Raw genomic sequence first — 25,086 nt, 5'->3', positions numbered from 1 at the left:
ATCACACGGGAGTTTGAAACATGGCGAGAGCAAAGATTGCATTGATCGGCGCAGGCCAGATCGGCGGCACACTGGCGCATTTGGCAGCTTTGAAGGAATTGGGCGACGTTGTTTTGTTCGACATTGCCGAAGGTATTCCACAAGGCAAGGCGTTGGATATTGCAGAGGCCGCCCCTGTAGACGGCTATGACGCAACCATGAGCGGCGCAAACGATTACGCCGACATCGCAGGCGCAGACGTTTGTATCGTAACCGCCGGTGTTGCACGCAAACCAGGCATGAGCCGCGACGATTTGTTGGGCATCAACCTGAAAGTGATGAAATCCGTTGGCGAAGGCATTGCGAAACACGCACCGAACGCTTTTGTGATCTGCATCACCAACCCGCTGGATGCCATGGTTTGGGCATTGCGCGAATTTTCGGGTCTGCCAAAAGAAAAAGTCTGCGGCATGGCTGGCATTCTGGACAGCGCACGCTTCCGTCACTTCCTTGCGGATGAATTCAAAGTGTCCATCAAAGACGTGACAGCATTTGTGCTGGGCGGCCACGGCGACACAATGGTTCCATTGGCACGTTATTCCACCGTTGCAGGCATTCCTTTGCCTGACCTGATCAAAATGGGTTGGACCACACAGGATAAACTGGACGCGATCATCCAGCGCACCCGTGATGGTGGTGCTGAAATCGTTGGCCTGCTGAAAACCGGTTCCGCGTTTTACGCCCCTGCTTCATCTGCAATTGAAATGGCCGAAGCCTATCTGAAAGACCAAAAACGCGTGCTGCCTTGTGCGGCAAACGTGGATGGCGCTTACGGGTTGAACGGCATGTATGTTGGTGTGCCAACTGTGATCGGCGCCGGTGGCATTGAAAAAGTCATCGAAATCGACATGAACAAAGACGAAAAAGCCATGTTCGACAAATCTGTTGATGCGGTTAAAGGTCTGGTTGCAGCCTGTCAGGAAATCGACGGCACTTTGAAGTAAACCGTCTGGGGGGTTTTACCCCTGTTGAATTGTCGAAAGCCCCGCGATTGATTTGCGGGGCTTTTTCTTTGGTGCTGTGGCAGAAGCCTCCGGCGGGGATATTTAAAGAAAATGGAACGGGTTAGGCCACTTTCCGGCTTTCGGTGGCGGGTGCGTGATAGGGGCGATCATGGCTGAGGCTGGGGACGCGGGCGCGGGTTTGGGCGACGAGGTCCAGATCCAGTTTTGCATGAACGACGCCTTCTGATGGGCCGCCATCAGCGAGGATTTCGCCCCATGGATTTACCACCACAGAATGGCCATAGGTGGAACCGCCCCCTGGCACGGAACCAACGGAACCCGGTGAAACCATAAAGACGCCGTTTTCAATGGCGCGGGCGCGGTTTAGCACATGCCAATGGGCTTTGCCTGTGGGCACTGCAAAGGCAGCGGGGCAAAGCAGAATCTCGGCGCCAGCTTGGGCAAGGTCACGGTAAAGTTGTGGGAAACGCAGGTCGTAGCAGATGGAATGGCCAAAACGGCCAAAGCGGGTGTCCACCACCACCGCCTGATTGCCCGGCTCGACGCAATCGCTTTCGCGGTAGGTTTCGGTTTCGGACAAGGACACGTCAAACAGGTGGATTTTGTCGTAACGGCTAAGGATTTCACCCGATTTATCAACGTAAAAGCTGCGATTTTTCAGCTTGGGGCCAGCGCCTTTGACAGCGATGGACCCGATCAGAATATCCACGCTGTTGGCGGATGCAAAGTCGCGCAGGCCGTTCAGGACGGGGTGAGCAGACTCTTCGGCCACGGGCGGGGCGAAACTATCCCCTTCGGTCTTCAACCCGCCGCAATATTCCGGCAGGCAGAGCAGGTCCGCGCCTTCTGATGTGGCTTGTTTGGCGAGGATTAGTGCCGCGTCCAGTGCGGTTTCAAAATCAGGCTGTGCGCGGGTTTGCAGGCAGGCAAGGTTCAACATTCTGCTCATCAGCGGCTCCTTTAATACGCAAAAGGCCGCACCTTTGGCGCGACCTTCGAAGCTTAGCCCGCGAGAGCGGCGCAGCGCAACTTACTTTGTGCCAAACATCCGGTCGCCCGCGTCGCCAAGGCCAGGAACAATATAGCCCAGCTCGTTCAAACGCTCATCCAAGGAGGCGGTGATGATCTGTACATCCGGATGGGCCTCTTTCATCCGCGCAACGCCTTCGGGGGCAGCCAGCAGACAAAGGAATTTGATGTTTGTGGCCCCTGCGGATTTCAGCAGATCAATTGCTGCGGCTGACGAATTGCCCGTGGCCAGCATTGGATCAACGGCAATGACAACCCGTTCGTCCATACCCTCGGGCACTTTGAAATAATATTGCACGGGTTGCAGGGTTTCTTCATCGCGGTACAGACCAACAAAGCCGACCCGCGCCGAGGGGATCAGCTCTAGCACGCCATCCAGCAATCCGTTGCCCGCCCGCAGAATCGACACCAAGGCCAGCTTCTTGCCATCCAGCATCGGGGCTTCCATCGGACACAGTGGCGTGTCGATGGTTTCGGTGGTCATCGGCAGGTCGCGCGTTACCTCATAAGCCAGCAAGTGACTGATTTCACGCAACAACTGGCGGAACTGGTTGCTGGGCGTAGACACCCTACGCATCAGCGACAGTTTGTGTTGAACCAGCGGGTGATCGACGATTGTAAGATGTTGCATGCGCGGCAGCCTTTCAGATTTTGCCCCTTTTCCCACTCTGCGCGCGGTTTCACAAACAAAAACCGCAGGCATCGGAAAATCTGAAACAAGCGGTTGATATTGACGGGGAGGCGCTGCCCCTGCCTATCTGCATCAACTTAACGCCCAAAGGATTCCAGATGAAAACCCAGACCCGTGTTGTTGTTATTGGCGGCGGTATTGCCGGATGTTCAACCCTGTACCACCTGACGCAGGAAGGGTGGAGCGATGTTGTTTTGCTGGAGCGGGACGAGTTGACCTCGGGGACCACATGGCATTCGGCGGCGCAGGTGACGAATTTCGGGATGAACCAGACTATGGTGGGGCTGAAAACCCATTCCATCAATCTGTACAAGGAACTGGCTGAGGATAAGGATTATCCGATCAACTATCATCACGGCGATGGTGGTATTCGCTTGGCAAACACACAGGCGCAGATGGATGGTTATGCCCATTTCGCCAGCGTTGCCAAAGGCATGGATGTAGATTTTGAAGTAATCGACGCGGCAGAATGCGCCCGCCGTCATCCGCTGATTTCAACCGATAATCTGATTGGCGGGCTGTGGGATCCGCTGGACGGCGATATCGACCCTGCGCAACTGTGTCAGGCACTTGCGCGGCGTGCACGCAAGGCAGGCGCGGAAATCTATCGCCACACCCCCGTCACCAAGTTGACCCAGCACAAAGATGACAGTTGGACGGTTCACACAGAAAAAGGCGATATTGACTGCGAAATCGTGGTCAATGCCTGTGGCTACCGCGTCAATGAAGTGGCCAGCATGATGGGTGTCCAGCATCCTGTCACCTCAATGGAGCACCAATATTTCCTGACCGAGGACATCCCCGCCATCACAGAGGCAGGCCATCGCATGCCCCTGCTGCGCTGCCCGATCAGCGATTATTACTGCCGTCAGGAAAAGAACGGCCTTTTGGTCGGGTTCTATGAACAGGATTGCAAAACCTGGGGGATGGACGGAATTGATCCGAAATTCGTCAACGCTTTGTGCCCAGATGATCTGGATCGTGTGACCGACGTGCTGGAGGGCGCTTTTGCTCGCATGCCCGCCCTGATGGAAACCGGCATCCGCACCATTGTTAACGGCCCGATCACCTACACAATCGACGGCGCACCGCTGGTCGGCCCGATCCCGAACAAGCGCAACGCATTCTGCATCATCGGCCTGCGCGCTGGCATCGGTGAAGGCGGCGGCCACGGCTGGTTGCTGGCCCAACAGATCGTCCACGGCGAGGCCTGTTACGACACATGGTGCATCGACCCGCGCCGTTTCACCGGCCATGCCAATGTGGAATTAACCGCCCTTAAAGCCATTGAGGATTACCAAAACGAATTCCGCTTTCACCTGCCCCATGAACATCGCGAAGCTGGGCGTCACGCCAAAACCACGTCCCTTACCCCGATCCTTGCGGCGGAAGGCGCGGAATTTACTGTGGTTAATGGATGGGAGCGGATGGATTACATCAAACCCACACCAGATTTCACCGAGACCCACGGCTATTATTACAACGAGGTCTTTGACGTAGTGAAAGCCGAGGTCAACGCCGTTCAAACTGCCGTTGGCCTGACAGAAGTCAACGGTTTCAACCGGTTCGAACTTTCCGGCACCGACCTGCGCCCGTTTCTGGATCGTATGTTCTGCGGCAGGATCACCGCAAAAACAGGCCGCGTCGGGCTGGGTTATCTGTTGAACCATCAGGGCAATATCAAGGCCGAGGCCACCATCGCCAACCTGCCTGACGGGCGCGTCTGGTACGGGTCGGCAGCGGCGGCAGAATATCACGATATGGACTGGCTGACCCAGAACATTCGCGCCGATGAAGACGTGCAGATCCGCAGTCTGACCAATGAACACACCATCCTTGTACTGGCAGGCCCAAAAGCCCGCGCCGTGCTGACACAGGTCGCACGGGGTGACTGGTCTGCGGCGGCATTCCCGTGGCTTTCGGTGCGCGAAGCCTTCATCGGCATCGCCCCTGCGGTGATCATGTCCGTCAGCTTTTCCGGCGAACACGCCTATGAAATCCACGTCCCCAACGCCCAGCTTTACGCCGCCTATCTTGCCCTGCGCAAAGCAGGCGCGGCCCATGGCCTTCGCCTTTTTGGTGCCCGTGCGGTGGACAGCATGCGCCTGGAAAAAGGCTATCGCCACTGGAAAGCCGACCTGATCACCGAATTTAACCCGTTTGAATCCGACCTTGGCCGCTTTGTGAATCTGCAAAAACCGGATTTCATCGGCAAAGCCGCCTTAGAGGCTGCCCAGTCCACAGGCCTGCGCCGCAAATTTGTGACTCTGGTCCTCGACTCTGACAACGCCCCTGCGCAGGCGGGCGACAGTGTTGTGCAAAACGGACAGGTTGTTGGCACCGTCACCTCCGCCGATTGGGGTCACCGCACAGGCAAAAACATCGCAATGGCCTTCATCAAGCCAGAAGCTACGGAAAACCTGATGGTTGAAGTCATTGGCCAGCCCGTACCGGCGCGAACTGTAGAACCCTGTCGCTATGACCCAGAAAACAAGCTTCCCAAATCCTAAGCCAAAGCTCTTTTTGGGAAAATTATCCCCGCCGGAGGCATCGCCCCGCCAAGCAGGGCTAAAACAAAATGAGGCGCCAGAAGGCGCCTCTCAGTCACTCACTATGTGCCAGTCCAACTGCCTTAAGCGTTGTTCTTTTTGTAGTCTTCCAGCAAAGCCGCGATTTCTGCGGGGCCTTCACGCACGTCATACATGATCCCGCCGCCCAGAACGATTACAGCGCCCGTCCCCGTCGCCCCTGTAATCGCCGCTTGCAGGCTAGTCACCCCAACCATAATTGTTTTGCCGTTTTCCAGCGTCAAATTGATCATCGCATCTTTCCCACTCTTTTTGCGCTTTAGAGCGCAAAGCCCCGCCTTGGGTCAACCCCTGTGAACAGCGCACTCTGCGCCGCAAATCCCTGCCCTGCCTGAATTTCAGTATACAAATATATACGCTCAGGCTGTCATAATACTGCGATGTTTCTGCGCTATAGGTCCAAAACAGGCAAGATGGCAGGCTAGGATTTGGCTGCGGGGCAACGCCCTCGCGCGGATGAATTTCAGCACAACAGTATTATTTCGAGGACAGGACATGGCAGAAACAGTGACAGTATCCGCAACAGGCGATCACCTGACGATCCGCTTTCTGGATGGGGCGCAGCACAGGTTCCACGCGGTCTGGCTGCGCGATAACGCCCTTGATGCAAGCTCGCGCGGGGCGCAGGACGGGCGGCGTTTGATCAGCCTGAGTGACGTACCTGTGGACATTCGCATCCAGACCGCAACGGCGCTGAACGGCGCCATTGAGGTCAGCTTCGCGCCAGAAGAGAAAACCCTCGCCTTTCCGTCCCAATGGTTGAAACGCAACGCCTATGACTATGACAAAACCGGCGGCTTTTACCTGCCAGAAGGGGCGCAGCCTTGGGATAATTCCCGCCATTACCCCGCGTCGGCACCCGTCTTGGCTGCGCGGCCCAACACAGGCTACGCCCAACACCAGCAACACAACAACTTTCGGCGCTTCGGCTTTGTAAAACGGCTTGAGAAGAGCAGCTGCCCTTTTGATCTGCTGCAAACCCAAGCTGAAAACAGCGCTAAAGCGTGCTGCAACAGCCCCCAAACACCCCACTCGGGCAAAACCTATCTGACTGAAATGCCAGAACTGAAAATATTCTACAGCCTTGAGAATAAGTCTAAGGCCGCAAACATCCTACTGGTTGACGGGTTCCGCATTGCCGAGCGGCTGCGCGATAACAACCCGCGGGGCTTTGATCTTTTGGCAGGCCATCCCGCACGATTTGAACAGCAGTCAACAGGTGGAAAACGCCAGCATGCACGCCGCCCGATGATTAATATCGCCCCCGATGGGCAACTGGTCGGGCTGCGCTTTGACAACCGCTGTATTGCGCCGATTGTGGACGTGCCATTCGATCAATTGACCGCCTATTACGCGGCCTACCGCCAGCTTAGCGCCCTGATCCACGACCCCGCCATGGCAGTGCCCGTCTCCCTGAGCGCCGGGGAGGCTTTGATCCTTGACAACAAACGGGTGCTTCACGCGGTTTCAGATGCAAAAAATCAACAATTACAAGCTATTTACACAGGAGTAGAGACAGTCTTTACCATTTCCACAACAGAAGAAAAATGGGTTGAGGCCGCCGAATAAACGCATTTTTTCCCGTAAAAGTGACCCTCACTCACCCGTTGGTGAATATTTTAGGAAACCGAGTATCGTTTTTGTAACCGGCGCGGCTAAGGATTTTCCAAGACACTGAACCGCCCCATTAATACGATAAAAAACAGCAGCTTAAACATAACCCGCTGTCCACGTGCTTTCACAGCATCCTCCAGGCAGTTACGCGCGCGGCCATTTTCCCGCCAAATCCACCCCGACAAGTTTGTTTACAGCCCAACACCGCAAGTGCCAATCTGCGGGTAAACACCAACATCGGAGTTCCCATGCCCTTCCTGATTGACGGCCTGCAATATGCCAATTGGTCTGAAAAAATCTTCCGCCAGATGCGTGCAGGGGGTGTGGATGCGGTGCATGTGACCATCTCGTATCATGAAAATTTCCGCGAAACCGTGCTGAACATGGAACAGTGGAATCGTTGGTTTGAACAGTTTCCAGATCTGATTTTCCACGGAAAATGGGGGTCCGACGTGGATAAAGCCCGCGAAACAGGCCGCACGGCTATATTTTTCGGATTTCAAAACCCCGCCCCGATTGAGGATGATATCGGCCTTGTGCAAATCCTGCACAGCCTTGGCGCGCGCTTCATGCAGTTGACCTATAACAACCAATCCCTGCTGGCCACCGGCTGTTACGAGTCAGAAGATGCGGGCATCACCCGTATGGGAAAGCAGGTGATCAAGGAAATGAACCGTGTGGGTATGGTCATCGACATGAGCCACTCTGCCGACCGATCTACCATCGACGCGGCTGATATTTCCGAACGCCCTATCGTGATTTCCCACGCCAACCCCCATGACTGGCAACCTGCCTTGCGCAACAAACGGGAATCCGTGATCCGCGCGGTCACTGGCAATGGCGGCATGCTGGGGTTTTCCATGTACCCCCATCACTTGAAAGACAAAGGCGATTGCAGTTTGCAGATGTTTTGCGAAATGATCGCCCGCACCGCGGAAAAATATGGCGCCGCGCATTTGGGGCTTGGGTCTGATCTGTGCCAGGACCAGCCTGACAGCGTGGTGGAATGGATGCGCGTGGGCCGATGGTCCAAAGAAATCGACTACGGTGAAGGGTCCAAAGACAACGCGGGATTCCCCCCGATGCCCGAGTGGTTCAACGACAACCGTGACTTTGGAAACATCCGCGACGGACTGCGCGCCACAGGCCTGAACGCGACCGAGGTGGACGGCATCATGGGTGACAACTGGCATCGGTTTTTCACCGAAAATTTCGGCCCCCAGTGATGCAAGACCCGCTGTGTGATCAGATCCCCATGCGCCCGCCGGATCAGGTGATGAAACTGGCGCGAATGGGGTCGGCCCATGCACACCGTCTGTCTTTTATGCGGATATTGATGCGGCGGATGCAGCGGGAAAACTGGCGGTTTTCGGTGACTGAATTTTCTATAGATCACCTCGGCGTGGGTCAGGCGGTCTATACGGTTCACACACCAGATCGGGCTTATTCGCTGGTGGCATTTGCCCATGACTTGCCAGATAATCAGCGATCAGATCGGGTAATTGCACAGGCTTGGGATTGCACATTTACGTTGTTTGATGGCATCCCTTCCGCCGAAGACAGGGTTAGACTAGCCCAAAACGTACCTTTACAAGAAGCAGGCCGGATTTCCCAATCCGAACTGTCCCTAAGCCGCGCCAACCGATCCGTGCGCCTGTGGTCCCATGTGGTAGACGCGCTTGCCGCAGGCCAGCAACCCGACCCCGCCAAAGTTGCCGAGGTCGGTTACCTGATGCGCACCACGGCCGTCTATGGATCAGGAAAATTCGGTGCCGCAGACCGCCAAGACGTTGAAGACCGCCCCGAATTCCAAGCCCCGTTTCAATGCGAAATGCTCAGCGTTTACCTGACCCGCATTTTCGTTATGGATCTGGTGGAACATATGGCCCGCTGCAAGGGCGGCGCGCGCGCTGTCCCGCTTGATCCTACCCTGCGACGCAGCTTTGGCATCGGCAATTCTACCGGCCTTGGCATGGCGCCTTTTCTGTTGAACCACCCGATCCTACTGAACAACTGGATCACCGCAAAGGAACGGGCATTGGCCCGTGTGCGCAACCTGCCAAAATTCACACAAACCGATCAGGACCGTTTCACCGCGCTGGTTCACCGCGCCGACTTGAATTTGCAGCTGTGGCGGTCGGATCACCCGATACAGCTGGAAAAACTTGCCGCCCTAAAAGCAGATATTAACGCGTTGAACACCCTGTTGAAAGCGGGGCCGGTTGTGTCGTGGAACGCGGTTTATTGCTTCGCTGAAAAGCGGTTTTCGATTGAGGGGTGCGAATTGGTGGTCTCGCTACTGATCGAATGTCACCCGGAACTGGTGGATGATCTTGCCGACACATTGGCGGCGGATGAAACCACGGGAAGCCAGATAGATGGCACCGCCACAGTGGGTCGGTTGCTAGGACAGATTGCGCAAATTTACGGCTGGGCAGAGGAACTGGATTGGCAGGAGGAAAGCAACAGCGCGCGGGTCTGGTATGTGTCCGCCGAAAAGCAGGAACCCCGCCTTGGCGAACGCTTCGTTGAAGCCGATATCGCTGATTATGAACAACCCCTCTGCCCCTTGCGCGATGTGATGCGACTTGCGCAATGCCTTGAAGGTTATAGCAAAAACACCAATACCTCTGAAATCCTGCGCAGCCACCCTGAACACCGCCACGCGCTGCGCCGTGTCCAGATTGCCGCCCGCTACCCCTATGCCGAAATCCGCGACAACACCATCTGCGCGACCATGCTGCCCATTGATATGCTGCGCCTGAAACTGTCCTTTTTCGGCGCAAAACACTTTGATCCGCGCTCTGATCGTTGGGTGCGGATCAACATGTTTGCCGATGCCCCCTACCCCGACACATTGGCCCAAAGCGGCGATGACTGGTTTTTTCCGCAACAGGTCTGCGCATGATCCCGTCTTTGAACGAGGTCAGCGCATTGGCGCGAAAAGCCTGTACTGGCGTGGGTTACAGCTGGGGTTTGTCCGAGGACGCAAGCCGCGCTACCGCAACCGCTTGGGCCTTTGGGTTTGACAGCATCACCGCCTTGGCTGAACTGTTAAAGGCCAAAGAGTCTGGCAAAATATCAGGGGATTGCCCCCTACATCTGGGTGCGCATCTCTGCGACAGCCAACCCAAAACGCCAATTGTATTCGAAACGCTCACCAGTCCCGAACTGCTGCTTTTTATTGCAGCCGATCTGCCTAAAATCACCGGAAAATCTTACCGTATCACCCTGAAATCCGCAGTGTTTTATGCCACACCCACCGACCTTTATCAGGCGGAAGACCAGCCAAACACTGATGTCTTTACCCTTCGGCCAGCCGCACCTAAAGGCCAACGCCTGCACCCTGCCCCCCGCCGCGTCGCCTCTGAAGCCGCTTGGACCACGCTGACCCGTTTTGCCAGTCGCACCTACGCCCCTGCCACCGAATCCTCGCGCCAATCAGGGGCTGGTGCGGGTTTAACGGACGCCGACTAACACTCCATTTTCTAAAAATATCCCCGCCGGAGGCGCAGGCCAGCAACGTTCATAACGCAGCTACAAAATCCGCGACCTCATGAGCGTGAACTTCGGCTGCGCGGACCAGATTGTCAAAATGGCCAACCATGGTCTGGATGGTCGCCCGTCCGTTCAAAACCAAATAAATCTCCCCCGCATAGATCGCCACCCGCTGATGCCCGAAAATCGTATATGCCATGGAAAACCGCTTGCTGCCGTCAAACAGATACAGGCGGAATCCGGGGTATAATTCGCGCAACAATTGTTCCATATGCGCCAACTGCCCACGGCGCTGCGCCACTGACAATCCCGCCCATATTCCATGCCCTGCGGCAAAACTCTGCAAGGTTTGCAGTGGCATAGCCACTTCCATATCGGTTTCCGGCAATCGGGCATAGCTGCGGCGATAGCCGTCTTGCTGCCGTTGACTGGCATCCAGAACCGGGGTGTTGCGATGTTCGTATTGCACTATGGCCCCGTCACGCAGCAGATCGGGCAGACCTGCGGGCACATAGCGGATTTTGGTGCCCCGCGCCTCTTCATGCCATTGCACAAGGGGGGTCTGGTCCAGATTATCCGCGCCGCTGGAAATCTCCAGCATGGCGCGGGTTTCCGACACAACCCCTTGATCCTCGGATAGGCCAAGCAGCCAATCCACCGAGACCTGATGGGTTTCCGCCAGCGCCACAAGCGTATCTGCGCGGGGCAACCGGGCCCCTGCCCCGCTCAGCAGTTGCGACAAGGCAGAGCGATCAATCCCCAATTGCGCCGCAAAAGCCGATTGCCGCAGGCCACTTTGGCTTTGCAACCGGGCCAAACGGTCCCGAAAAATATCCGAAGTCTCTCTACGATCCATGTTTCATTTCACCACGTTTGTTTACAAAAAACAACATAACTCTTGCTTTGTTACAATACTCACATTGCCTGCTGACACGCTACTGCCATAGAAATTCCACACAAACGTGAGGTATAAGCTTGAGATTTTCAAAATTACGCATCGAATGGCCGACACTGGCCCTGATCCTAACCACCTACTCCCTTTGGGTCTGTATCGGCTGGCTGGTTTTCCCCTATGCCCCCGCCATCGCATTATTGTTGATGGCGATTCTCAACGCTTTACACTCTTCACTGGTCCATGAAGCCCTGCACGGCCACCCGACCCGCAGCGGCTGGGTGAATGAATTGCTGGTTACAGCGAACCCCGGGCTGATCTGGCCGTTTCGCCGCTATCGCACCATGCACTTGCGTCACCACGCGGATGACCGCCTGACCGACCCTTTCGACGATCCCGAAAGCTATTACCGCGCGCTTTGGTATTACGACGGGCTGCCAAAATGGTTGCAACGGGTGCTCGGCTGGTCAAACACGCTTTTGGGGCGGTTGGTGATCGGGCCTCCGATGTCAACACTTGCCCTGTTGGCTGGTGATTACGCGCTTATCCGCACTGGGGATAAAGCTGCCCGTCAGGCGTGGATATTACACGCTATCGGCCTGATCCCGATCCTTGGCTGCATTGTGTTTTTGTTCCAGATTCCAGTCTGGCTGTACCTGATCACCGCCTGTTGGGGCGGGGCCGCAATAATATCGCTGCGCACTTTTGCCGAACACCAATGGCATGAAACCCCTGAAGGCCGCACCATCATTGTCGAAAAATCCCCGCTCAGTTTATTGTTCCTAAACAACAACCTACACCTTGTTCACCACAAGAACCCAACCATCCCATGGTACAATCTGCCCGCACTTTACACCCGCGACAAAGCACTTTGGCACCAGATGAATCACGACTATGTCTATCCAAACTACTGGAAATTGTTTCGCGCCTATGCTCTGATAGCGAAAGAACCCGTTGTCCATCCCACCTGGCATCGAAGCAAGGAGGCAGAGTGACCCGATACCGCGCAGCATTGCCCATGTATGATCTGCCTGAATTCAGGGCAGAAACCGATGCCTTTTGGCAGAGTATCCAGTCCGGATTGCACAAACGGGGCGTTGATCCACTGGTGGATTTCTACCGCCCGGAAAACGATCACGACGCCGAGGCTTTGCTGGCCCACCCCCGCCTACTGTTTTCGCAAACCTGCTGGGGGCCTATTTCCTGCGGGCAATCCCCTGACCTGCACATTCTGGCGCAACCGGATTTTTCAGCCTTTTTAGGGGGCCAAGGCCCGCTTTACCGATCCGCCATAATCGCCACTGGACGGGGCATCAACACCGCCCCCCCCGCAGACCGCAAAGGGCAGATTCCAGTGGAAAAACTGGCGGGCAAACGGCTGGCCTTTAATGACCGCGCCTCGCTGTCTGGCTATTTGTCGATCACCGCTGATATGGCCGCAGCCACCGGCCAGCGCAAAGCGTTTTACAGCCACGGTGAACATTCCGGCAGCCACCGCCATTCGGTTCAGATGGTGGCCGAAGGCAAAGCCGATGTTGCCGCAATCGACTGCCGCACATGGGCCATGTTACAGGGCCACGACCCCGCTGTGAAAAAGGTCCATGTGATCGGCTGGACCCAAGCCCGCAAAGGCCTGCCCTATGTCTGTAGCCCCAAAATCGAAGACGGGCTTAAAGCCGTGATGACCGAAACACTGGTCGAACTGGGCTCCTTCGCAGCCTAATGCTGCCCCCCAGCCTCTTTTTGGTTTAAATATCCAAATTCACCCCACCCGCATACAAGTGGTGGAGCCTGTAGCGTAGAGCTTCCCATCCACAACCCCGCGTAATTCCGCATCCGCGACGCCTGTGGTGCGCCCCACATGACTGGCGGCGCTGATGACTTCTATTTCCATGCCCTCGGGGACGGGGCGCACGATATTCACCTTATATTCCAGCGTGGTATAGGTTTGGCCTTTGCCCGCCTTTGACATGATCGCACAGGCCATTGCGCTGTCCAGAATGGCCCCGTACCAGCCGCCATGCAGCGTACCACCAGGGTTAAATGCTGCGAATTTCGGGATGCCGCGAAAGGTGGCGCGGCCCGGCTCAACCGCTTCCAGACGAAAGTTCATCAGACCCGCGATTGGCGGGGCTGCGACCTCTCCCATCAGGGTTTTTTGCAAGTATTCCAACCCTGTCCACTCCGCCTGTTCAGGGCCGGGCAGATCATCAGGGGTTACGGCAAATTTCAGGTCACGCATGGCAAAAGGCTCTCCAGTTTGGACGTGCCGAACCGTAGAGCCTTGATGCTATCGTCTTCAAGCAGGCAAATGGGTTATGCGCTGGCTTGCAGTTCCAAATGACGCGGCGTTCTTCCCAATGCGCGGCAGACATCGGCGCTTAGCGTCGGGTCGTTCAGCGTGTAAAAGTGCAATCCGCTGGCCCCTTCGCGCAACAGCGTGTCGCAGGCTTCGGAACACAGGGCGGTTGCAAACAAACGCTCTGTGCCGCCTGCTTCGGCGTGGCGAAAGCCTTCTTCCAGCCAATAGGGAATCGGGATCGCACAAGGGGCGGCGAATTTCTTGGTTTTGGCCCAGTTTTCGATCGGCAGCACGCCTGGAATAATCGGTTGTGTGATGCCAGCGGCAACACAACGGTCGCGAAAGCGCAGGAAATCCTCAACCTCAAAGAAAAACTGGGTGATGGCGCGATCCGCACCCGCATCGAATTTGGCTTTCAGGTGATCCACATCCGATGTGTCACTTGTGGCATCAGGGTGCAGGTTCGGATAAGCCCCGACCGCAATGTCAAATCCACCCAGATCCGACAGCGCTTTGACCAACTCGACTGACCCAGAGAACCCGTCTTTTACTGGTTCGAATTTGTCAGCGCCATCAGGTGCATCCCCGCGCAGTGCCACAACACGGCGCACGCCTTTGGCCGCATAGCCACGGGCCACAGACAAGGTTTCTTCGCGGGTTGCATTTACACAGGTCAGATGGCCCGCAACGGGCAGACCGTAGTTTTTGGTTATCACACCCGCCGCAGAGCAGGTCAGATCGCGCGTGGACCCACCGGCCCCGTAAGTGATGGACACGAAATCAGGGTCAAACACCCGCAGCGTTTCAACCGCAGACCACAGCCGGAAGCTGGCCGCGAGCGTTTTGGGCGGGAAGAATTCAAAGGAGAGGTCGAAATCTTTGGTCATGGCTGGCGCTTTCAGTTGTGTTACCCCCACAGACACTGGTTTCCAACTTGAAGCAAATTCATATTTCTAATAATAATAACGCGGATCATTCATGTAGGCTGTCATGTATCTCGAATTTCGCCATCTCCGTTCAATCCGCGCCATTCATCAACAAGGCGGTCTGGCCCGCGCAGCCGAAGTGCTGAACGTCACCCAATCCGCCCTGTCCCACCAGATCAAAGCCTTGGAAGAACAGGTGGGGATGGAACTGTTCCTGCGCCGCTCAAAACCGTTAAAACTGTCCAAAGCGGGGCATAAATTATTGCAACTGGCAGATAAGGTGCTGCCCCAGATCGACGCGCTGGAGCAGGATTTTTCGGAACTGATTACAGGCAAGGCTGGCCGCATGCATATTGCCATTGAATGCCATGCCTGTTTTGAGTGGCTGTTCCCCGTGCTAGAAGACTTTCGCCAGATCTGGCCCAATGTGGATGTAGACATCCGCCCCGGACTTGCCTTTGACGCGCTACCAGCCTTGCAACGGGAAGAAGTGGATTTGGTGGTTTCGGCGGACCCGGAAACCATAGACGGCGTTGAATTCATTCCGCTTTTTGATTATGCACCAACCTTTGTCTGCGCGCGCACCCACCCGCTTGCGCAGAAAGAATTTGTCGAGGCCGAGGATTTTCGCAATGAGGTTCTGATCACCTATCCTGTGGAAAAATCCCGCCTTGATGCCTTTACCCAACTGTTAACCCCCGCGCGGGTTGAACCCAAATCCATCCGCCAAGTGGAACTCACAGCCGTGATTATGTTGCTTGTGGCATCGGGACGCGGTGTCAGTGTTCTGCCCGACTGGGTGATCGCCGAAGAAAAATACGGCCATGATTTCGTCGCCCGCCCGATCACGCAGAACGGCCTGACCCGACGCCTGTATGCCGCGATCCGAAGTAGCGAAGTGGACAATGGCTACATGCGGGATTTCGTGATGATCACACGGGATCGCCAATCGGATGACGGCGCCCCAGACGGATCGGTTAACCAAGCCAGCGTCTAGAATCCGCCTGCTGCGTCCGAATCCCCTTGGCAAGGCCAAAGTCAGGGCATAAACAGCAGCATTCCACCACCAAGGATGCTTCCCATGACGCAAATGTCTGCAAATATGAACATTATGATCAAAGCCGCCCGTCGGGCAGCCCGATCCCTGATGCGCGATTTTGGCGAGGTGGAACACCTGCAAGTCAGTGCCAAAGGCCCTGGTGATTTTGTATCCCGCGCCGATCTAAAAGCCGAAGAAATCCTGAAGGAAGACCTGATGGAGGCCCGCCCGAATTATGGTTGGATGGCCGAAGAAAGCAAAGAGATCGCAGGCGAAGACCCGACCCGCCGCTGGATTGTTGACCCGCTGGACGGCACCACCAACTTCCTTCACGGCCTGCCCCATTGGGCGATTTCCATTGCGTTAGAGCACAAAGGCGAAATCGTCGCCGCTGTGATTTTCAATCCTGCGGGCGAAGAACTGTTTGCCGCTGAAAAAGGCGCAGGCGCGTGGTTGAACGACCGCCGTTTGCGTGTATCGGGTCGTCGTGAAATGATTGAAATGATCTTTTCAACCGGCCTGCCGTTTGGCGGCCGCGCAGATTTGCCAGATACGCTGCAAGACCTTGCACGCATCCTTCCGGGCTGTGCGGGTGTACGCCGCTGGGGCGCTGCAGCGCTGGATCTGGCCTATGTGGCAGCGGGGCGCTACGACGGGTTCTGGGAACGCAAACTGAACGCTTGGGATATGGCCGCAGGCATCCTGCTGGTCAAAGAGGCTGGCGGCTTTGTCGAAAGCATCACCAAAGACGGCAACCCGATTGTAGACGGGTCGATCATTGCATCCAACGATCAGGTGTTTGACCGCTTCGCCAAACTGGTGCGCAACGAAAAGAAATAAACCGCGTCTGGCGGGGAACCCCCGCCGACTTGCGTGTTATAACAGGGAGGCCCGCGCGTCGCCCGCCTGCATTTCCCCTTTGACTCGGTCAAACCGCAGATAGGCTATGCCCTGCCTGCCCGCTGGCCCGTCAGCCTGTGTGAACAACGTACCAACAGCTTTACCATCGCAAGTCAGTTCGGTTCCAACAGGGACCGCGCCCGAAACAGCAACCGTGGCCAGACCTTTGCGCAACTCGGTCTTGTGCTTCATCCGCGCGGTCACTTCCTGCCCCACGTAGCATCCTTTGCGGAAATCCACTCCGTGCAGCCGTTCAAAGCCACATTCCAGAATGAACGAGCTGTCAGCGATCAGTTCTACATCCGTTTGGGGCACACAATGTTGCACCCGCAGGGCGTCCCAATCCACCGTATCTTCTGCCTGCGGCGTAGATTTATAGGCTCGCCACCCCAGCGCCGTATGACGCGGATCGGCGAATGCCCCATCAGGCAGGGTGCCAACACCGCGATGCACGTATACTTCCGTATCTGCTATCGCCACATCTGCCCGCAATTTGTACATGTTTAACCGCTGCATCAGGGCCGCAGCCCGCCCTGCATCCACATCTAGCAGATACCCATCCCCGTCCTCTGACAGGAAAAAGTCGAACAGGTATTTGCCCTGCGGAGTCAAAAGCGCGGCATAAACCAGCCCCTGCTCCAGCCCTTTTAAGTCATTTGTAACCAGATCATTCAGAAACCGGTGTCGATCCGATCCGGTAATCCGCAAAACCTGACGCGTTCCCTCGGTCATAACAGCTACATCCTTGAATTCTTGTCGCACAATGGCGTTCAACAGTTTATGTAGCCCGCAGACCCAGCCATGACCAGAACCCATTGCCGAACACCCCATGCCAGCGCCCCTGACCGTCATCCTGCCAACCTTGAACTGCGCCGACCAGCTTGGCCCAACTGTGGCCAGCCTGTATCTGGGGGTTGAAGCAGGATTGATCCATCAGGTTATTTTTGCCGATGGCGGTTCGACCGACGGAATTGAGCGGGTCGCAGATGACATTGGCGCGGAACTGGTTGTGTCCCCACAGGGACGCGGCACCCAGCTTGCCGCCGCTGCAAAAACCGCAAAAACCGGCTGGCTGCTGTTCGTGCATGCCGACACAGTTTTATCTGCCGACTGGCCGAAAATCCTGCGCCACCACATAGAAACCTCGCAAAATGCGGCGTATTTCCAGTTGCGTTTTGATGCCAAAAGCACTGCCCCGCGATTGGTCGCAGCATGGGCCAACCTGCGCGCGCGTCTATTCGCCCTGCCTTACGGCGACCAAGGCCTGCTGATCAAAACATCCCATTACACAAAAATTGGCGGCTACCCCGAAATCCCCCTGATGGAGGATGTTGCCATAGCCCGCAAACTGCGCCGGAACCTTACCGCCCTGCCCGCCACAGCCACCACAAGCGCTGCCCGCTACACTTCTGAAGGCTGGATGAAACGCGGCACAAGAAACCTGACCACGCTCGCCCTATATTTTCTGGGAACCCCACCCGAAAAACTGGCCCAGCGCTACACCAAACGCTAAAAAGCCTTTTTGTTTGAAAAATATCCGGGGGTGAATGCGCACAAGCGCAGTGGGGGCAAAGCCCCCTAAACCACGCCTTCTAAATCACAGGCCCAAGAGTGAATCCGCACCCTACAGGTGGTCGTTGTTATGCCCCAAGCTGACAAACCGGCTGACCATTTCCAACAAACCCCGCTTGCGTTTGCGCCCTGCAAAAGACCGCCCCCGCTTGCGTGTGCTGTGTTCGGCTTTCATGTCAAATTGCAAGTTGAACAGATCCGCATAGATGCCGCCGCGTTTTAACAGCTCTTCATGGGTGCCTTGATCCACAATGCGCCCCTTATCCATCACCACAATCTGATCCGCATCCAAAATCGTAGCCAGACGGTGGGCGATCACCAATGTGGTACGGCCTTTGGACAAAGCATCCAGACCTTGGCGAATCGCGGCTTCGGATTGGGCATCAAGAGCCGAAGTCGGCTCGTCCAGCAGCAGGATTGGCGCATCGCGCAGCATGGCCCGCGCTATAGACAGGCGTTGTCGCTCGCCGCCTGAAAAGCTGGATTTGGATGGGTCAATCCGCGTGTTATACCCGTCTGGCAAAGCCGAGATGAATTCATCCGCCGCCGCCGCTTTGGCTGCAGCGATACAGGCCTCTAGGGTGGCGCCTTCGCGCCCGAAGCCGATGTTTTCCAGCACGGTTCCAGACAGCAGGATACTGTCCTGACTGACCACAGAAATCTGATTGCGCAAGGATCCCAGTTGATGGTCGGTCAATTCGACCCCGTCGATCAGAATACTGCCTTTGGTGGCGTCAAACAGACGGGGCAACAGGTTGAAAACCGTCGATTTCCCTGCCCCAGAGCGGCCCACGAACGCATAGGTTTGACCAGCTTCTATGGTCAGGTTGATGTCATGCAGCGCGGCATATCCATCGGGATAGACAAAGCTGACATCCCTGAATTCGATTTCACCCCTGGGTTTAACCCCATCCGCATAGGTAAAAGTGCCATCTGCAATATCGTTTTTGGCGTCAAACAGCGCATAGACCCTTTCAAGGGCGGCCATGCCTTGCAGACCCACAGCATAGGCCCCACCCAGTTTGCGGGCGGGATTGGTGGCCACGCCCAGCGCGGTGATCAAGCCGATAAATCCTGCCAGATCAATGGCACCGCTTTGCATACGCAGGGCTACAAGCAGCAACAGTACCGCAATGGCAATGCCTGCAAGAACCTCGATCATCGGGGTGATCAGGGCCTGCCATTTCACCAAAGACACCCGCAAAACTTGCAGTTTGTCGAACACATCATCCGAAGTTTTCTTCAGCCATTCTTCCAACTGATAGGTGCGCACCATGCGAATCCCTGTCAGGCCTTCATTCACGGCCTCGGTCATATGGGCAATTTCGCTTTGGGTGCTGGATGAAATCCGGCGAATCCGTGCGCCTGCAATACCTATCGGCCCGAAAGCCAGCGCAAAGACCAGCACCAGACCGATGGCCATGGCCCAATCAATAGACAGCATCACAATAATCGCGGCCACCAGCGTCAGAATATCACGCACGGATCCGAACACCACAATAGAAGCCTGGCGCACCAGTTCGATATCCGCCGAGAACCGCGCCGCAAGGGCTGCGGGGGCTTCCGCCAGCAGAAAGGCCAGATCCATATAGACCAGACGGTCGTACATATGTTTCTGCATATCCGCCTGCACACGGCTTAGCACATTGTTCTGCACCACTTGTTGCAGGTAATGGCCAACACCTTTGCTAAAGGTCAGCCCGATAATGCCAAGCGGTCCCCACCAGATTACCGTGGGGTCTTTATGTTCCAGTGCGGAAATGACCCATTCCATAAATTTCGCATAGCCCGCGGTGGACAGTGCAACAATCAGCATAAAGCCGAATGCGACCATCATTTTGTGCCAGTGGGGGGCCAGCCATTCGCGCCACAGGCGGCCATAGGCGGCCCGGGCATTCAGGTGGGGTGTTTCTACGTCGCTCATAGAGACCTTTGCATGTTGCGGCACGAGGCCTGCGGGCCGACCTTGTACCATCTGCACCCCTGCTGTCCATGCCCCGCAGTTATCCCGCGAAATTTGCACCCCACAGCCAATGGCGCGATACGCCCCCTCGGACGACAACAGCAGGGGTGAATTTGCTTTTGACCTTCCCAATCGGCAGGGATAGGTCTTGTGCCAATTCCACTTTCTGAAAGCCCTCCCATGTCGTTAAACTTTGGCCGCGCCCAACTTTCGATCCCTGGTCCCTCTGTTATTCCCGAACGTGTGTTGAATGCGATGCACCGTCCCTCGCCCAATATCTACGCCGGAGAGCTGATCGAGCTGACTGCCAGCCTGTATCCCGATCTGAAAACCGTAGCGCAAACCAGTCATAACGCGGCGATCTATATCGCCAACGGTCATGGCGCATGGGAGGCTGCACTGGCAAACACCTGTTCGCGGGGCGATAAAATTCTAGTGCTGGTCACGGGCCGCTTTGGTCAAGGCTGGGCGGATGTAGCCAAACGCACGGGCATCGAAGTAGAGGTGATGGACTTTGGCAATCAGGCGGATGCCGATGCGGATCGCCTGACAGAGCGGTTGAAGGCAGACACATCCCACGAATTCAAAGGCGTGTTTACGGTGCAAACCGACACGGCCTCGTCTGTTCAAAACAATATCCCTGCCCTGCGCAAAGCCATTGATGCGGCAAACCACCCTGCGCTGTTCTTTGTGGATTGCATCGCCTCGCTGGGGTGTGACCGCCATGAAATGGACGCTTGGGGTGTGGATGTGATGGTGACGGGGTGCCAGAAAGGCCTGATGACCCCTGCCGGTCTGTCCTTTGTGTTTTTCAATGACAAGGCCGAGGCCGCCCAGAAATCTGCCGATCTGGTGACAAATTATTGGGATTGGCATCCGCGCGCGCACCCAGAGCGGTTCTATCAACAGTTCGGAGGCACCGCCCCGACCCATCACCTGTTCGGCCTGCGCGAAGCGCTGAACATTTTGGTCCATGAAGAAGGTATCACCAACGCTTGGGCGCGCCATGACACCTTTGCCCGCGCCGTTTGGGCCGCTGTAGAGGCTTGGGGCTGTCTGTCCCTGAACATCACCGACCCTGCCAAACGCTCCCGTGCGGTGACCACTGTGCGTTCCAAAAATGACGAATGCGGCCGCCTGCGTCATTGGTGTGAACATCAGGCGGGGTTGACACTGGGCATCGGGCTTGGCTTTGCCGAAGAAGGCCAGCCAGGTTGGGACAGTGTGTTCCGGATTGCCCATATGGGGCATTTGAACCCGATTATGCTGCTTGGGGCGCTCGGGACTTTGGACACAGGGATGAAAGCGCTGAACATTCCCCACGGGGCGGGCGCAATGGATGCTGCCAGCGCGGTGGTTGCAGGTCATTTTAAGGCCTAAGCAGCACCACAACATCGACCGGACACAACGTTCGGACCAATCAGCCTTTGGCGGGTAATCCCCTGCCAAAGGTGCTAAAGCCAACAGGCCGCGGGCGGTTTCACAGGGGTAAGCGCCGCGCCGCACCCAATTTTATCCCAAAAACCCGCCCCGTTTTATGCCCTTTCCCCTAGACGTCCCCGCAATAAGGAATACCCTTGGCGCAACGCGTTTCACTTGAAGGCAGGCTTGAATGAACACTCCCATCACCAAATTCGGCATTTCCCAATCCGCATCCCGCGTCGAGGACGTGCGCCTGCTTACCGGCCATGGGCGGTATACCGATGACATCGCCCCTGCGGGATCGCTGCATATGTATGTGCTGCGCGCGCAAATGGCCCACGCGGATTTGACCGGCATCGACACTGCCGATGCAAAAGCCGCGCAGGGCGTTCACGCTGTCTATGTGGCCGCTGATCTGGACGGGGTGATGGACAATAAAATGGCCGCCATTCCTGTGAAAAACCGCGATGGCCAAACCGCGGTCACGCCTCATCGTCCTGCACTTGCCATCAACCGTGTGCGTTTCGCAGGCGAGGCTATCGCCATTATTATCGCCGACACATTGGCGCAGGCCCGCGATGCGGCAGAACTGATAGATGTGGATTACGACGATCTGCCCACGTCAATGGATCTGGGCTTTGAGGGGGCAGAAATTCACCCCGAGGCCCCGAACAATCTGGCCTATGACTGGGGCCACGGCGACGCCGATGCCACCGAGGCCGCCTTTCAATCCGCCGCCCATCGGGTCAAGCTGCGCGTACAATCCAACCGTGTGATCTGCAATTCCATGGAATCCCGCGCCTGTTATGCGGAAATGGACGGCGATAAATTGCACCTGTGTTTTTCGGGCCAAGGGGTCTGGGGGGTGAAACGGCATCTTGCGGCCTCGTTTGATGTGGCACCTGAAACCATCCGCGTGACCAACCCTGATGTGGGCGGCGGGTTCGGGATGAAGGTACATGCCTATCCGGAATATCTGCTGGCGTCCTTTGCGGCGAAATCGCTGGGCAAAGCGGTGCGCTGGACGCCTGATCGCAGCGAATCCATGCTGACAGACAATGCCTGTCGTGATCTTTATTCCGATGCGGAAGCCGCCTTTGACGCCAACTACAAAATGGTCGCCCTTCGGGTGAATGCAGTGTCCAACCTTGGGGCTTATAGTTCGGGGTTTGGCCAAAACATCCAATCCGAACTGGCGCTAAAGGTGTTTCCAGGGGTTTATGACGTGCAGACCGCCTATTTCGGGGTGCGCGGTGTTTATACCAACACCACCCCCGTGGATGCCTATCGCGGTGCCGGACGCCCCGAGGCGATTTATGTGTTGGAACGTCTGATGGACCACGCCGCACGGCAGTTTGAAATGGACCCGTCCGAGCTGCGGCGCAAAAGCTTTATCCGCTCCGATCAGATGCCCTATAAAACCGCTGCGGGCGAATTGTACGATGTGGGTGATTTTGAGCGTGTGCTGACACGGGCCGAAACCGAAGCCGACCTTACCGGGTTTGCCGCACGCAAGGCTGACAGCGCGCAAAGGGGCAAATTGCGCGGGCTGGGCCTGTGTTATTACATCGAAAGCATCCTTGGCGCACCACAGGAAACCACCCGCATCGAATTTGCCAAAGACGGGCAGTTGAACCTGTATGTGGGCACGCAAAGCAACGGTCAGGGCCATGAAACCGCCTATACCCAGCTGGTCTGTGAAAAAACCGGCTGGGATCCAGCCAAAGTGCGCATCATCCAAGGGGACAGCGACGCAATCCCCACGGGGGGCGGCACGGGCGGGTCTCGGTCTGTGACCATGCAAGGGAACTCGATCTATAAGACATCGGATCTGGTGATCGACACGCTGAAACCGCTGGCCAGCGATGAATTGGAAGTCCACCCGCAAGACGTGGCTTTTGAAGATGGTGCGTTCATCATTCTGGGCACAGATCGCCGCATCACCCTGCCCCAAGTTGTTGTGAAAGCGCAGGAAAAAGGGCTGAACGATCTGTTGGATCAATCCGTGCAATATGATCTGCCCGCGCGCAGCTATCCCAATGGTGCGCATTACTGCGAGGTGGAAATCGACCCGCAAACAGGCCACACGCAGGTGGTGAAATACACCATTGTCGATGACTTTGGCTTGCTAATTAACCCCATGCTGGCCGAGGGTCAGGTCCACGGCGGCGTGGTGCAGGGCATCGGCCAAGCCATCACCGAAAACGCGGTTTATGATGAAACTGGCCAGTTATTGACGGGCAGTTTCATGGATTACGGCATGCCGCGTGCCACCGATGTGCCGCACATGGATTTTCACGCCGAACTGGTGCCCTCCACCGCCAATGAAATTGGCATGAAGGGATGCGGCGAAGCGGGCACCGTTGGCGCACTGGCGGCTGTAATGAACGCAGTGCAGGATGCGGTTTGGGATAAGGGCATCCATCAGGTGGATATGCCCGTCACGCCACTGCGCATGTGGACATGGCTACAAGAGGCGAAGTGACGGCACAGACATGACGGCCTTAAAATGACAGGTAACACCGGCACAGAACCGCTTTGGCGCAAGATAACCGCACGACTGAAATCGACGTTGCGGTTTTCGCGCAAGCAAGCCCTGCCGCCCCACCCCAATCGCCAACCGCGCAATCATATCGTGATTATTGACGGCACCCAAAGCCGCCTTGACCAAGGCGAGGAAACCAATGCGGGGTTGCTCTATAAACTGCTGCAGGAAACCTATGATCCCGCCAGCACGTCCCTGTGGTATCACCCCGGCATTCAGGGCCATGGCTTTCGCAATTGGGTGACAATTGCATCGGGCTGGGGCATCAACCAGTTGATTTTCGACGGCTATACCCAGCTTGCGGAAAACTATCGCCCTGGCGACCGGATTTTCCTGTTCGGCTATTCGCGGGGGGCGTATGCGGTGCGCTCGATCGCGGGGATGATCGGCACCGTGGGGCTGATCCGCCGCGCCAATGTCACCAAAAGCAACCTGCGCTTTGCGTTTCGTCTGTATGAATCCCAAGCAGGCAAAGACGCCCGCTCCACGTTCAGGTCGATCCACTGCCACAACGACGTACCGATTGAAATGATCGGTGTGTGGGACACGGTCAAGGCACTGGGCATTCAATACCCGCTGCTGACCCATTTGGCACCGATGGCGACCGAATTTCACACAACCACCCTTGGGGGATCGGTCAAAGCGGGCTATCACGCCTTGGCACTGGATGAAGACCGCAACGCCTATGCTCCTGCCATGTGGGATATTGAACCGGGCTGGAACGGCCATCTGGAACAGGTCTGGTTTCGCGGTGCCCATGCGGATGTGGGCGGTCATGTCTATCGCTACAGTGCGGCACGCCCGCTGGCCAATATTCCACTGGTCTGGATGTGCGAAAAGGCTGAAAGTCACGGGCTGACCCTGCCCGAGGGCTGGAAATCCCGCTTTCCCTGCGATGGAAATGCCCCCCCTGTGGGGGCCCGCGCGGGCATCGGTAAATTCTTTTTGTTGCGCGCCCCGCGCAAACTGGGTGAAAAACCGGGCGAGGCCATGCATATGTCCACAGGGGCATCCGTGCCGCTAACCCCCTATAACACAACAGCAACAGCTTCAAACGCATAACCGGCTTTTCGCAATCAGCGAGTTGCGGCCACCGTTTGA

General features: G+C 56.5%; 22 protein-coding genes. 14 read left to right on the top strand and 8 right to left on the bottom strand.

Annotated elements, in window-relative coordinates; translation table 11 throughout:
• Positions 1-20: 20 nt before the first annotated feature.
• On the top strand, positions 21-983 hold the full coding sequence (mdh, locus tag GGE09_RS09560) for a malate dehydrogenase (RefSeq protein WP_309745889.1): 963 nt from the start codon (positions 21-23) through the stop codon (positions 981-983).
• A 121-nt stretch (positions 984-1,104) separates the two neighbouring features.
• Here mdh and GGE09_RS09555 read toward each other — a convergent pair whose 3' ends face one another.
• Together GGE09_RS09555 and upp are read right to left on the bottom strand one after the other, a co-directional pair.
• Positions 1,105-1,953, bottom strand: coding sequence for a carbon-nitrogen hydrolase family protein (locus tag GGE09_RS09555; RefSeq protein ID WP_309745888.1), 849 nt, complete (start codon positions 1,951-1,953; stop codon positions 1,105-1,107).
• Positions 1,954-2,034: 81 nt separating this feature from the next.
• The gene (gene upp / locus GGE09_RS09550; protein ID WP_309745887.1) at positions 2,035-2,664 is read right to left on the bottom strand and encodes a uracil phosphoribosyltransferase; all 630 of its coding nucleotides are present in this window, start codon (positions 2,662-2,664) and stop codon (positions 2,035-2,037) included.
• Positions 2,665-2,822: 158 nt separating this feature from the next.
• Between upp and GGE09_RS09545 the strand changes: the two genes are divergently transcribed.
• Complete coding sequence (locus GGE09_RS09545; RefSeq protein WP_309745886.1) at positions 2,823-5,234, top strand: FAD-dependent oxidoreductase; 2,412 nt, start codon at positions 2,823-2,825, stop codon at positions 5,232-5,234.
• A gap of 122 nt (positions 5,235-5,356) precedes the next feature.
• Here the strand turns inward: GGE09_RS09545 and GGE09_RS09540 are convergent, their stop codons facing one another.
• On the bottom strand, positions 5,357-5,545 hold the full coding sequence (locus GGE09_RS09540) for a hypothetical protein (RefSeq protein WP_309745885.1): 189 nt from the start codon (positions 5,543-5,545) through the stop codon (positions 5,357-5,359).
• A 262-nt stretch (positions 5,546-5,807) separates the two neighbouring features.
• On the opposite strand from GGE09_RS09540, the gene GGE09_RS09535 reads away from it, so the two are divergent.
• From GGE09_RS09535 to GGE09_RS09520, 4 genes are all read left to right on the top strand, one after another.
• Entirely contained in the window at positions 5,808-6,881 is a 1,074-nt protein-coding gene (locus tag GGE09_RS09535) for a TauD/TfdA family dioxygenase (protein ID WP_309745884.1), read from the top strand.
• A gap of 293 nt (positions 6,882-7,174) precedes the next feature.
• Positions 7,175-8,152: a membrane dipeptidase gene (locus GGE09_RS09530; RefSeq protein ID WP_309745883.1), complete on the top strand. Its 978-nt coding sequence runs from the start codon at positions 7,175-7,177 to the stop codon at positions 8,150-8,152.
• Complete coding sequence (locus GGE09_RS09525) at positions 8,152-9,834, top strand: hypothetical protein (RefSeq protein ID WP_309745882.1); 1,683 nt, start codon at positions 8,152-8,154, stop codon at positions 9,832-9,834. Before GGE09_RS09530 ends, GGE09_RS09525 begins: the two co-directional genes overlap by 1 nt.
• Positions 9,831-10,403 (top strand): DUF3726 domain-containing protein, encoded by a 573-nt coding sequence (locus GGE09_RS09520; protein ID WP_309745881.1) that lies wholly within the window; start codon positions 9,831-9,833, stop codon positions 10,401-10,403. The genes GGE09_RS09525 and GGE09_RS09520 overlap by 4 nt, the downstream gene beginning before the upstream one ends.
• A 49-nt stretch (positions 10,404-10,452) precedes the next feature.
• Here the strand turns inward: GGE09_RS09520 and GGE09_RS09515 are convergent, their stop codons facing one another.
• Positions 10,453-11,280, bottom strand: coding sequence for a helix-turn-helix domain-containing protein (locus GGE09_RS09515; RefSeq protein WP_309745880.1), 828 nt, complete (start codon positions 11,278-11,280; stop codon positions 10,453-10,455).
• Positions 11,281-11,399: 119 nt separating this feature from the next.
• Here GGE09_RS09515 and GGE09_RS09510 point away from each other — a divergent pair, with 119 nt between their 5' ends.
• Both GGE09_RS09510 and GGE09_RS09505 read left to right on the top strand, forming a co-directional pair.
• Entirely contained in the window at positions 11,400-12,311 is a 912-nt protein-coding gene (locus GGE09_RS09510) for a fatty acid desaturase (protein ID WP_309745879.1), read from the top strand.
• Positions 12,308-13,039 carry a PhnD/SsuA/transferrin family substrate-binding protein gene (locus tag GGE09_RS09505; RefSeq protein ID WP_309745878.1) on the top strand — a complete coding sequence of 244 codons (732 nt, stop codon included), beginning with the start codon at positions 12,308-12,310 and terminating at the stop codon, positions 13,037-13,039. Before GGE09_RS09510 ends, GGE09_RS09505 begins: the two co-directional genes overlap by 4 nt.
• A gap of 39 nt (positions 13,040-13,078) precedes the next feature.
• Here GGE09_RS09505 and GGE09_RS09500 read toward each other — a convergent pair whose 3' ends face one another.
• Positions 13,079-13,558, bottom strand: a complete 480-nt coding sequence (locus GGE09_RS09500) for a PaaI family thioesterase (RefSeq protein WP_309745877.1) — start codon at positions 13,556-13,558, stop codon at positions 13,079-13,081.
• A gap of 74 nt (positions 13,559-13,632) precedes the next feature.
• Positions 13,633-14,505: a methylenetetrahydrofolate reductase gene (locus tag GGE09_RS09495; RefSeq protein WP_309745876.1), complete on the bottom strand. Its 873-nt coding sequence runs from the start codon at positions 14,503-14,505 to the stop codon at positions 13,633-13,635.
• Between the two features lie 103 nt (positions 14,506-14,608).
• Between GGE09_RS09495 and GGE09_RS09490 the strand changes: the two genes are divergently transcribed.
• Complete coding sequence (locus GGE09_RS09490) at positions 14,609-15,541, top strand: LysR family transcriptional regulator (RefSeq protein ID WP_309745875.1); 933 nt, start codon at positions 14,609-14,611, stop codon at positions 15,539-15,541.
• 84 nt (positions 15,542-15,625) lie between these two features.
• Positions 15,626-16,423 (top strand): inositol monophosphatase family protein, encoded by a 798-nt coding sequence (locus tag GGE09_RS09485; RefSeq protein ID WP_309745874.1) that lies wholly within the window; start codon positions 15,626-15,628, stop codon positions 16,421-16,423.
• A 36-nt stretch (positions 16,424-16,459) separates the two neighbouring features.
• Here the strand turns inward: GGE09_RS09485 and GGE09_RS09480 are convergent, their stop codons facing one another.
• Positions 16,460-17,215, bottom strand: coding sequence for a folate-binding protein (locus GGE09_RS09480; RefSeq protein ID WP_309745873.1), 756 nt, complete (start codon positions 17,213-17,215; stop codon positions 16,460-16,462).
• Between the two features lie 97 nt (positions 17,216-17,312).
• On the opposite strand from GGE09_RS09480, the gene GGE09_RS09475 reads away from it, so the two are divergent.
• Positions 17,313-17,996, top strand: a complete 684-nt coding sequence (locus GGE09_RS09475; RefSeq protein ID WP_309745872.1) for a TIGR04283 family arsenosugar biosynthesis glycosyltransferase — start codon at positions 17,313-17,315, stop codon at positions 17,994-17,996.
• Positions 17,997-18,107: 111 nt separating this feature from the next.
• Here GGE09_RS09475 and GGE09_RS09470 read toward each other — a convergent pair whose 3' ends face one another.
• Entirely contained in the window at positions 18,108-19,979 is a 1,872-nt protein-coding gene (locus tag GGE09_RS09470) for an ABC transporter ATP-binding protein (protein WP_309745871.1), read from the bottom strand.
• Positions 19,980-20,198: 219 nt separating this feature from the next.
• Between GGE09_RS09470 and GGE09_RS09465 the strand changes: the two genes are divergently transcribed.
• The 3 genes from GGE09_RS09465 (at position 20,199) to GGE09_RS09455 (ending at position 25,047) form a co-directional block, all read left to right on the top strand.
• Positions 20,199-21,398, top strand: a complete 1,200-nt coding sequence (locus GGE09_RS09465; RefSeq protein WP_309745870.1) for an aminotransferase class V-fold PLP-dependent enzyme — start codon at positions 20,199-20,201, stop codon at positions 21,396-21,398.
• 232 nt (positions 21,399-21,630) lie between these two features.
• Entirely contained in the window at positions 21,631-23,925 is a 2,295-nt protein-coding gene (locus GGE09_RS09460) for a xanthine dehydrogenase family protein molybdopterin-binding subunit (protein WP_309745869.1), read from the top strand.
• Positions 23,926-23,949: 24 nt separating this feature from the next.
• Complete coding sequence (locus GGE09_RS09455; RefSeq protein WP_309745868.1) at positions 23,950-25,047, top strand: DUF2235 domain-containing protein; 1,098 nt, start codon at positions 23,950-23,952, stop codon at positions 25,045-25,047.
• The last annotated feature ends 39 nt before the right edge of the window (positions 25,048-25,086 follow it).

The sequence above is a fragment of the Roseobacter sp. N2S genome, assembly GCF_031454055.1.
Taxonomy (GTDB): domain Bacteria; phylum Pseudomonadota; class Alphaproteobacteria; order Rhodobacterales; family Rhodobacteraceae; genus Amylibacter.
The sequence above is the reverse complement of the archived record's forward strand: the minus strand, read 5'-3'. Positions and strand labels throughout refer to the sequence as shown.

What these genes read in the sequence shown, in the direction of transcription:
- mdh (WP_309745889.1), top strand. Translation starts at nt 21, where the DNA reads ATGGCGAGAGCAAAGATTGCATTGATCGGCGCAGGCCAGATCGGCGGC.
- GGE09_RS09555 (WP_309745888.1), bottom strand. Translation starts at nt 1,953, where the DNA reads ATGAGCAGAATGTTGAACCTTGCCTGCCTGCAAACCCGCGCACAGCCT.
- upp (WP_309745887.1), bottom strand. Translation starts at nt 2,664, where the DNA reads ATGCAACATCTTACAATCGTCGATCACCCGCTGGTTCAACACAAACTG.
- GGE09_RS09545 (WP_309745886.1), top strand. Translation starts at nt 2,823, where the DNA reads ATGAAAACCCAGACCCGTGTTGTTGTTATTGGCGGCGGTATTGCCGGA.
- GGE09_RS09540 (WP_309745885.1), bottom strand. Translation starts at nt 5,545, where the DNA reads ATGATCAATTTGACGCTGGAAAACGGCAAAACAATTATGGTTGGGGTG.
- GGE09_RS09535 (WP_309745884.1), top strand. Translation starts at nt 5,808, where the DNA reads ATGGCAGAAACAGTGACAGTATCCGCAACAGGCGATCACCTGACGATC.
- GGE09_RS09530 (WP_309745883.1), top strand. Translation starts at nt 7,175, where the DNA reads ATGCCCTTCCTGATTGACGGCCTGCAATATGCCAATTGGTCTGAAAAA.
- GGE09_RS09525 (WP_309745882.1), top strand. Translation starts at nt 8,152, where the DNA reads ATGCAAGACCCGCTGTGTGATCAGATCCCCATGCGCCCGCCGGATCAG.
- GGE09_RS09520 (WP_309745881.1), top strand. Translation starts at nt 9,831, where the DNA reads ATGATCCCGTCTTTGAACGAGGTCAGCGCATTGGCGCGAAAAGCCTGT.
- GGE09_RS09515 (WP_309745880.1), bottom strand. Translation starts at nt 11,280, where the DNA reads ATGGATCGTAGAGAGACTTCGGATATTTTTCGGGACCGTTTGGCCCGG.
- GGE09_RS09500 (WP_309745877.1), bottom strand. Translation starts at nt 13,558, where the DNA reads ATGCGTGACCTGAAATTTGCCGTAACCCCTGATGATCTGCCCGGCCCT.
- GGE09_RS09495 (WP_309745876.1), bottom strand. Translation starts at nt 14,505, where the DNA reads ATGACCAAAGATTTCGACCTCTCCTTTGAATTCTTCCCGCCCAAAACG.
- GGE09_RS09490 (WP_309745875.1), top strand. Translation starts at nt 14,609, where the DNA reads ATGTATCTCGAATTTCGCCATCTCCGTTCAATCCGCGCCATTCATCAA.
- GGE09_RS09485 (WP_309745874.1), top strand. Translation starts at nt 15,626, where the DNA reads ATGACGCAAATGTCTGCAAATATGAACATTATGATCAAAGCCGCCCGT.
- GGE09_RS09480 (WP_309745873.1), bottom strand. Translation starts at nt 17,215, where the DNA reads ATGACCGAGGGAACGCGTCAGGTTTTGCGGATTACCGGATCGGATCGA.
- GGE09_RS09475 (WP_309745872.1), top strand. Translation starts at nt 17,313, where the DNA reads ATGCCAGCGCCCCTGACCGTCATCCTGCCAACCTTGAACTGCGCCGAC.
- GGE09_RS09470 (WP_309745871.1), bottom strand. Translation starts at nt 19,979, where the DNA reads ATGAGCGACGTAGAAACACCCCACCTGAATGCCCGGGCCGCCTATGGC.
- GGE09_RS09465 (WP_309745870.1), top strand. Translation starts at nt 20,199, where the DNA reads ATGTCGTTAAACTTTGGCCGCGCCCAACTTTCGATCCCTGGTCCCTCT.
- GGE09_RS09460 (WP_309745869.1), top strand. Translation starts at nt 21,631, where the DNA reads ATGAACACTCCCATCACCAAATTCGGCATTTCCCAATCCGCATCCCGC.
- GGE09_RS09455 (WP_309745868.1), top strand. Translation starts at nt 23,950, where the DNA reads ATGACAGGTAACACCGGCACAGAACCGCTTTGGCGCAAGATAACCGCA.